The 3,693-nt window shown below is 60.7% G+C and carries 4 protein-coding genes; 3 read left to right on the top strand and 1 reads right to left on the bottom strand.

The features are described from left to right. Positions 1 to 315, bottom strand: a 315-nt coding sequence (locus tag ACUVTA_RS04355; RefSeq protein WP_445951745.1) for an Hsp20/alpha crystallin family protein, incomplete at its 3' end; no start/stop codon positions are given. A 229-nt stretch (positions 316 to 544) separates the two neighbouring features. Between ACUVTA_RS04355 and ACUVTA_RS04350 the strand changes: the two genes are divergently transcribed. The 3 genes from ACUVTA_RS04350 (at position 545) to dpsA (ending at position 3,579) form a co-directional block, all read left to right on the top strand. After that, positions 545 to 1,699 (top strand): hypothetical protein, encoded by a 1,155-nt coding sequence (locus ACUVTA_RS04350; protein ID WP_445951744.1) that lies wholly within the window; start codon positions 545 to 547, stop codon positions 1,697 to 1,699. 104 nt (positions 1,700 to 1,803) lie between these two features. Next, positions 1,804 to 2,601 carry a 4-hydroxy-tetrahydrodipicolinate reductase gene (gene dapB / locus ACUVTA_RS04345; protein ID WP_445951743.1) on the top strand — a complete coding sequence of 266 codons (798 nt, stop codon included), beginning with the start codon at positions 1,804 to 1,806 and terminating at the stop codon, positions 2,599 to 2,601. 198 nt (positions 2,602 to 2,799) lie between these two features. Then, on the top strand, positions 2,800 to 3,579 hold the full coding sequence (gene dpsA, locus ACUVTA_RS04340) for a dipicolinate synthase subunit DpsA (protein WP_445951742.1): 780 nt from the start codon (positions 2,800 to 2,802) through the stop codon (positions 3,577 to 3,579). Positions 3,580 to 3,693: the final 114 nt, after the last annotated feature.

The following is a 3,693-nucleotide window of genomic DNA, read 5'->3' as shown; positions in this document are numbered from 1 at the left end:
GCTTACCCGCTCTGGATCTGCCTGGGGCGGCAGGGATAGGAGACGGGTGTAGGCCCCGCGGGGGCGCTCGGCATAGAGAAGCGTACCGCGGGGAAAGTTTTCGCTCAGCGGCGCGTTGATCGCAATTTCGGTGGGCGAAACCTCCAGCACAAGCTTATCAGGGTCCACTCCGGCCAGGTCCACCAGGTAAACGATCTGCTCTCCGGTGTCGAGGATATCCGCCCGGGGAATGATGCCCGGAGGAACCATCCACGAAGGCATCCCCGTAGAGATAGCGCCGGTTACTTCCGGACCAGGCGTCTGCCTTATTTCCACTACCTTTTCCCTCCGTAGCCATTTTTGCAACGGTTTGCAAGGGACACGGTTTTTTCGGTGCTCGTAAACTATTCTGACCGGTCCTTTCCTGATTTATGCGCCAGCCTGCGGGTGGTAGGTAGTGGTGGGATTCCGGGATGTGGCGGTGTGCAATCTTTTCCAGAAGGGATTTCGTTCTGGGACGGCGAAAAATCCTGCGCGAAAAGACTTGGTCCGGTAGGTGGCTCTTTTGGCGCCAACTTTCTTAAAGCTCGGGATTCTTTCGCTGCTCCTCCTCGGCCTCCCTCTCCTGGGAGTAAAGGTTACCGGCGGCGCAGTTGGCCCCTACCTATCTTTTCCGCCGACAACCCGCTTTGTGCTCCAGCCCTCTTTTTCCTGGGTGGCCTTCTTTTTGCTTGCCCTTCTCCCCCTCGCCACGGCAGCGCTTTATTGGGCCTGGTTCCGGCGCCCGGCGCTTCCGGCTGCTTCGCAGTCGCCCCGACCGGGGCGACTGCCCCGGTGGGGCGTGGCGGGTCTTCTTTGGCTGGGCTGCGCGTGGGTGCTGGCCTGGACCCGCTTTCCGTGGTTTGCGCCGTGGCAGCGGTACACTTTCAGCCCTCTATGGCTCGGCTACATCGTGGTGGTGAACGCCCTCACCTTCCGGCGGACAGGGCGCTGCCTGCTGACGGAGCGGCCCGGCTATTTCCTCGCCCTCTTTCCTTTAAGCGCTTTCTTCTGGTGGTACTTCGAGTATCTCAACCGCTTCGTCGCAAACTGGTATTATGTAGGCCTCGGCTCCCTGAGTCCCCTCGAGTACTTTCTGTTGGCGACGCCGCCGTTTGCCACGGTCCTCCCCGCGGTCCTCAGCACCGCAGAGTGGCTGGCAAGCTACCCTTTCTGGGGCTCCCGCCGCGCCGGGTTCTGGGCGCCACGGCTAAAACACCCGCGCCGCGTTGCCGGACTGTTGCTGCTCTTCGCTGCGGTGGGCCTTACGGGCCTCGGCATCTGGCCCCGGTACCTTTTCCCGCTCCTCTGGCTTGCTCCCCTGGCGGTTATCATTTCCCTCCAGACCCTGCTTGGCGAGGAGACAGTCTTCGCGCCGCTCAAGGAAGGGGACTGGCGCCCGGTTCTGGTGCCTGCTGCAGCGGGCTTGATCTGCGGCTTTTTCTGGGAAATGTGGAACTACTACAGCCTGGCCCGCTGGGAGTACGCTGTTCCTTTCGTGCACCGTTTCCAGATCTTCGCGATGCCGCTGTTAGGGTATGCCGGGTACCTTCCCTTCGGGCTGGAGTGCGTTCTGGTTAGCGATCAGTTTGCTCGCCTGTGGCCCACCAAAGAATCCGTCTGCCCGGTCCCTCTTGATCACCCTGCGCCGCCCGACCAGAGTTTGAAGATTACTTTTTGACGGCGAATGCGAGCGGGGAACCACGAATGGACTAACGTTTTGCGACAGCTTGACTTTGGTGGCTTGTTGTATCACAATTAAGGTAAAAGTAAGGGGGTGGGGTTTTGGTCGGCGTAGTGGTGACCGGCGCGGCCGGCAGAATGGGCCGGGAAGTTGTCCGCGCGGTGAGCAAGACCAACGGGATGATGGTAGTTGGTGCGGTTGACGTGAATCACGTGGGGGAGGACGCCGGTGTTTTGGCCGGCATAGGCCCGATAGGAGTTGTGGTCCGGTCCGACCTGGAAAGTGTGCTGCGGGAAACCGGTGCGGCGGTGATGGTAGACTTCACTACGGCGAAGGCAGCGGTGCAGAATATCCGGACCGCTATTGCCTGCGGGGTCCGTCCGGTAGTAGGCACGACGGGCATCCCGGCAGAAGAGCTGGCGGAGTTGAGCCGGCTGTGCCGGGAGCAGGGTGTGGGCGGACTGGTTGCTCCGAACTTTGCCATCGGAGCGGTATTGATGATGCACTTTGCCGGGATAGCTGCCAGGTACCTGCCGGCAGCGGAGATTATCGAGCTCCATCACAACCAGAAGCTCGATGCGCCTTCCGGAACAGCACTGAAGACGGCAGAGATTATCGCGGCCAACCGGACAAACGAGGCGGTTGAGGACCGGACGGAACTAGAGAAACTGAGCGGAGCCCGGGGCGGTTCGCTGGAAGGAATCAGGATCCACAGCGTGCGCCTACCGGGCTTCATCGCGCATCAGGAGGTTATTTTCGGCGGCTTAGGACAGACGCTCACCATCAGGCACGACTCGATCTCGCGGGAATCCTTCATGCCGGGGGTGATAATGGCGATCAAAAAGGTGCTGGAGCTGAAGGAGATGGTTTACGGGCTTGACAAGCTGATATTCGCTTGAGGCTTCTGACCGCCAACTTCCAAAACGCACCTCCCTCCCCCGGGGTCATATACTGGTTATAAGCCGCGGGGGGCGAGAAAAGTGAAAGGCAGACTCAGAGGAATCACCGCAAGCGTTGTAGGCGGCGATCAGTGGGCGGTTTTTGTGGCCGAAGAGTTCCTGAAAGAGGGCGCCTAGGTAAGACTGGCCGGGCACGAAGTGGCCGTTGCGGGCGTTCAGGCGGCAGGTACCGTTGAGGCGGCGCTGCGCGGGGCGAATGCTGTAGTTTTCCCCGTGTCGGGGGTAAGCGACGATGGTTACGTGGCGACGCCGGGTAAGCCGCTTTCGCTCAGCGAGGAAGACCTAGCGGTCCTTTCCGTGGGAACGCCGGTTTTTACCGGCTTTGCTAGAAAGTTCCTGCGCGAAGTTGCTAACCGGCGCGGGCTAAAGTTGGTCGAGATTGCGGAACGGGGCGATTTCGCCATTTTAAACGCGATCCCTTCGACCGAAGGCGCAATTCAACTGGCAATGGAGCACCTGCCGGTAACCATCCACGGTTCAGCCGCTTTTGTGCGGGGCTTTGGGCGGGTCGGTATGACTCTGGCGCGGATGCTTACCGCTCTCGGTGCCCGAACTACCGTTGTGGCGCGCGACGCGGCGCAGCGGGCGCAGGCGATCGAGATGGGCTGTCGGGTTGCCGACTTCGGCAGGTTGCCGGTGCTGGCTGGCGAAGCAGACGTAATCTTCAACACGGTGCCGGCGCTTGTGCTGACCGTAAAAATCCTGAAGGCTACGCGGCCCGACGTATTGATAATCGACCTGGCGACCAGGCCGGGGGGAACCGATTTCGATGCTGCCCAGCGTTTGAAACGGCAGGCCGTCTTAGCTCCTTCGCTGCCGGGAAGGGTGGCGCCCAAAACGGCGGGCCGGATATTCGCCCAAGTGGTTGCTGATCTGCTGGTAGAAGAAAAGGGCCTCGCGCTTGCGGTTGGGCCTTAAGAGCAGTTTTCTGGTGGGGAGGTAATCTTTTTCAATATTTCAGGGGGGTGCTTGCGGTGCGGCTTAAGGGACGGCGCATAGGGTTTGCGTTAACCCGGCTCTTTCTGCACCTTG

The sequence above is a fragment of the Thermodesulfitimonas sp. genome (assembly GCF_052743955.1).
The sequence above is the reverse complement of the archived record's forward strand: the minus strand, read 5'-3'. Positions and strand labels throughout refer to the sequence as shown.